The sequence below is a fragment of the Methanosarcinales archaeon genome (genome assembly GCA_014859725.1).
Taxonomy (GTDB): domain Archaea; phylum Halobacteriota; class Methanosarcinia; order Methanosarcinales; family Methanocomedenaceae; genus Kmv04.
The window spans coordinates 1-3,786 of the sequence record JACUTQ010000192.1 but is presented as its reverse complement, the minus strand read 5'-3'; the positions used below and the strand labels follow the sequence as shown (position 1 = coordinate 3,786).

Annotated in this window: 2 protein-coding genes; both read right to left on the bottom strand. The window is 41.7% G+C overall.

All coding sequences use genetic code 11. The features are described from left to right. Positions 1 to 679, bottom strand: a 679-nt coding sequence (gene cas1, locus IBX40_11835; GenBank protein ID MBE0525003.1) for a CRISPR-associated endonuclease Cas1, incomplete at its 3' end; no start/stop codon positions are given. Between the two features lie 9 nt (positions 680 to 688). Beyond that, positions 689 to 3,511, bottom strand: a complete 2,823-nt coding sequence (gene ltrA / locus IBX40_11830; protein MBE0525002.1) for a group II intron reverse transcriptase/maturase — start codon at positions 3,509 to 3,511, stop codon at positions 689 to 691. Positions 3,512 to 3,786 lie beyond the last annotated feature (275 nt).

The following is a 3,786-nucleotide window of genomic DNA, read 5'->3' as shown; positions in this document are numbered from 1 at the left end:
ATCTCAGACTATGCAAAAAGCCAATAAAAGGATCAAAACCGGTAGACTCTGCCAGGCCCCCGATCTCATTGGTAATAAGCACATATCCCAGGCTCAAAAGAGCATTGGTTGGATCCAATGGCGGATGTTTCGTCCTCTTATCAAATGTAAAATCAAGTGATAGCATTTTGGAATAACAATGGAAGTAAGCTTTGCTGCTTGCACCTTCAAGACCCCTTAGCGAAGATATTTTTTTAGTATGGTCAAGTGAGGATATCGAATTTGAAATTGTATCAAGTTCAACAGAGAAATCCGCTTCAGGGTGATTCCTTTGATAGCGCAGGATAAGAGTACGCTGGTTCTTCAGCTTTGCTTCAAGGATATTCCTTGCAATCACCGGCTTGAATTCATCATCCTTATACCGGTCATATTGGGCCAGCCTTAAGAATACATTTTTTGACTGGACCGGAGTCAGCTTGCCTTTAAGTTTGCCATGTATGGAAAGGAAACTCACATCGATCCCGCTTTCCAGCAGGAAGCTGATAGCCTGGGTGCTGATCTGGACTGCTCCAAAAATAAGAACACGGTCTATCCCATAGGCCGGGACTTCAAGTAATGTGTCGCCATATTTCTCTACCACAAGCCTCTTCGATGTCTTTCTCAGCTTCGAGCCTTGCTCGGTCAGGTATAGTGTAGCCAAATAAATTCCTCACAGCTTGATCGTCCATTCAAATTTATTGCCTGCTTTTCTTTTTCTCTCAAGCAGACCATATTCAGTAATTATACTCTCAGTTCCTGCTTTGTCAAAATAAGAAGACATCTCCTCCTCAATACGGTGAATACTTTTTTCAACTCCTCCCAGCTGCTTTTTTAGCTCAATGTATTTCTTCAGGTCCCCGCTGATACTCTCAGGAATGGTGATGTTATCCTGGGTGATAGTGCTTTTTTCATTGAGAGGAGGAGATTGAAAAGGCCATGTTTTAGGCTGCTTAAAAGCATGGAGCACAGGTGAAGGATAACCCTTATATGGGATCCTGAAATTACAGTTACATCCCAGATCCAGGGCAAAGTCCTCATGTTTTTCTTTGATCTTAGGACAACTGATCGGGGAAGACTTCATCTTCCTGATCTGCTTTTCAGTGTAGTCATAATCATAATTTATACAATTGCTGATAACCTTATGCAGGAAATCTTTCCCTTCCTGCCCAAGGTGGCCAAGTGTATAAAGCAGGGTAATGCGCTCGGAATTATTAAGATAATGTGTATCCCTGGCCTTGTTCACCAAATAATTGATCACATTACAGCCAGAAAGCAGGTTCTCCACTAAAGGTGATTCTTCTTTTTTATCCGTAAGAGGAGATGCCTTTGGTTTAACTGTGTAGGTCAGCAGAAGTTCTTCTAACCTCTGCCGGGTAATATGTTTGATCTGTGAGAGAACCACCATCTGGTCTGGTAAAGGTGTGCCTTCACGATCAAGCAGGTGGCATCTGCGGTTGGTCCTTTTATGGATTCCTAAAGGGAGTTTGATCAGTGGTCCGAATCCTTTTCCCCGTACTTTATCAAGGTTCGGGAAAATCTCCCAGTGTATCCCGCCACTGGGTTTACCTGCTTTCTCAGTGATAAATTTCAGGAAGATCCTGGCTAATTTGGCAGGTATAGGGTCACCAAAGAAAAACCACAGATGTCGTCCTTTGTAACCACTATCTTCGATCACTACCGGAATGTCCAGATCATCGCACACACCAGCTATCTCTACAGCATCCTGGTGTGTGAGGTTATGTAACCTTCCGGTTTCCTCCTCATTGTTTGCATATTCCAGGAGAGCTTTTTTGTCAATATCTATATCTATAACAGCGAGAAAAACCTGGTTTTCAGCATTTAATAAATATAACCCTAAGGTCTCGTTACCACTGAAGTGATGTTTTATATCTTCCGTGTTCAATGAATGAGATACCGGAGCAAATCCCCTCCTTCCGATCTCATTAACCCACTGGCGTGCAAAAAAACCTGCCTTTCCTTTGAACAGAGACGAGAAAATTAATACATCCTCATCAGAAAAGATCAACTGCGGTACTTCTACTGATTGTGGGGGAGTTATGGGTTTTTCTTCAGGTATTGCTTCAATCTCAAACTTTAATGCCTGTTGGTATGATTCCCGGGCCTGACCGTATTCTCCGAGTTCAGCATAGCAATAAGCCAGGTCCCGATAAGGTTGAGCCAGATCAGGACAGAAATGGATGAGCTTTTTCAATCTTTCGATAGAAGCATAAATATCCTCATCTACTAACTGTAACTGTTTCAGGGACTCTTTTGCCTGGAAGTGATCCGCATCAAGGGCTAAAGCCTGAGAAAAATTATCAAGGGCTGCCTCCCTCAATCCCAGGGTTTGTGCCACATGTCCTAACCGAAAGTAAATATCAGCCTGATCAATAGTAAGATCTTTTCGTTTTTCGAGAAGCTTCCCTGCATATTCCTCATCACCCAGTTTTATACTCATTTCTATTAAGGCAATTAAAATAAGCGGATTTTGTAGCTCTATTCCTCTGCATGTATGGAAATAACTGCTCCATCGTCTTATGCTTTCCTTCAGATCTTCAATGCTCTCACCAAAATTTCTATTCTTATTTGCCTGGTTAATCTCCTTTAACTTCCGGTTAATAGCATTAATGGCTTTTTTACCCGGCCCCTTTCCTTTATCATCGATATAATAACCAAGAAAAACAAAACCTTCTGCAACAGGGATAATCTTTGTCTTATTTTCGTTCAGGTCAAGTTTTAATTCCCTTAAAATAACGGCTGTATCAGCCAAAGCCTTGCCAGTTCTTTCCTGGGAATCCTCAAGAATGAGGAAGTCATCTGCGTACCTGATCAGATGATAACCTCTCACGTTTATTTCCACATCAAAGTTATGAAGATAAATATTAGCTAAAAGAGGTGAGATTGCACTACCCTGGGTTATGCCAAAATATTCCTCATGGATGCTCATATTGTCGAAAAACCCTGTCTTCAGAAATTTCCTGATCAACCTTAAAACGCTGTCATCGGAAACTCTTCCGGCCACAAGACTGAGAAGCAGATCATGGTCAATTGAATCAAAGAATTTCTTAATGTCTCCATCAAGAACCCATTTATTCCCTTTGTTAATTAATGCTTCCACCTTATCAATGGCCTCCAAAGCTGACCTGCCGGGACGGTACGCAAAACTGCAATCAAGAAACTCTTCTTCGAAGATCGGGGATAGGACTGAATGCAGGACCTGCTGCACGACCCGATCCCTGACAGGAGGGATCCCGATCGGGCGTCTGGTACCATCTTCTTTATCCAGGTAGATCCGCAATACAGGGAGTGGCTTGAAATCTCCATTTTCAAGTTCTTTTTGTAAGAGGTTTAAATTATTGTCCAGGTTTTTCTCAAACTCTTCCAGGGTTATGGAATCAACGCCGGGACTTCCCTTATTTTCTTTGACTCTATTCCATGCTAATTTGAGATTCTGATTGCTGCATATCTGTTCCCAGAGTACTTGATCTGTCATCTGCAAAACCTTGTTAATACATAACTGATAATTTATTTATAGTCAAGAACCTAATATTTATTCATTTGTTATCGGTTAAGTGTATTATTGAGTATTATTTGATAGAACACGGATCGTACGGATGACACGGATACGCACGCTGTGACAAGAAAGTCATATCCTGAATTGCAGAAATGCCACTCCCTCCATTCGGAGTGACCCTACTGTGACACTTATTATCAGTAATTGGAAAGGCTCAACACATCGTGAACCATTTCATTTGACAAATGAAGGCT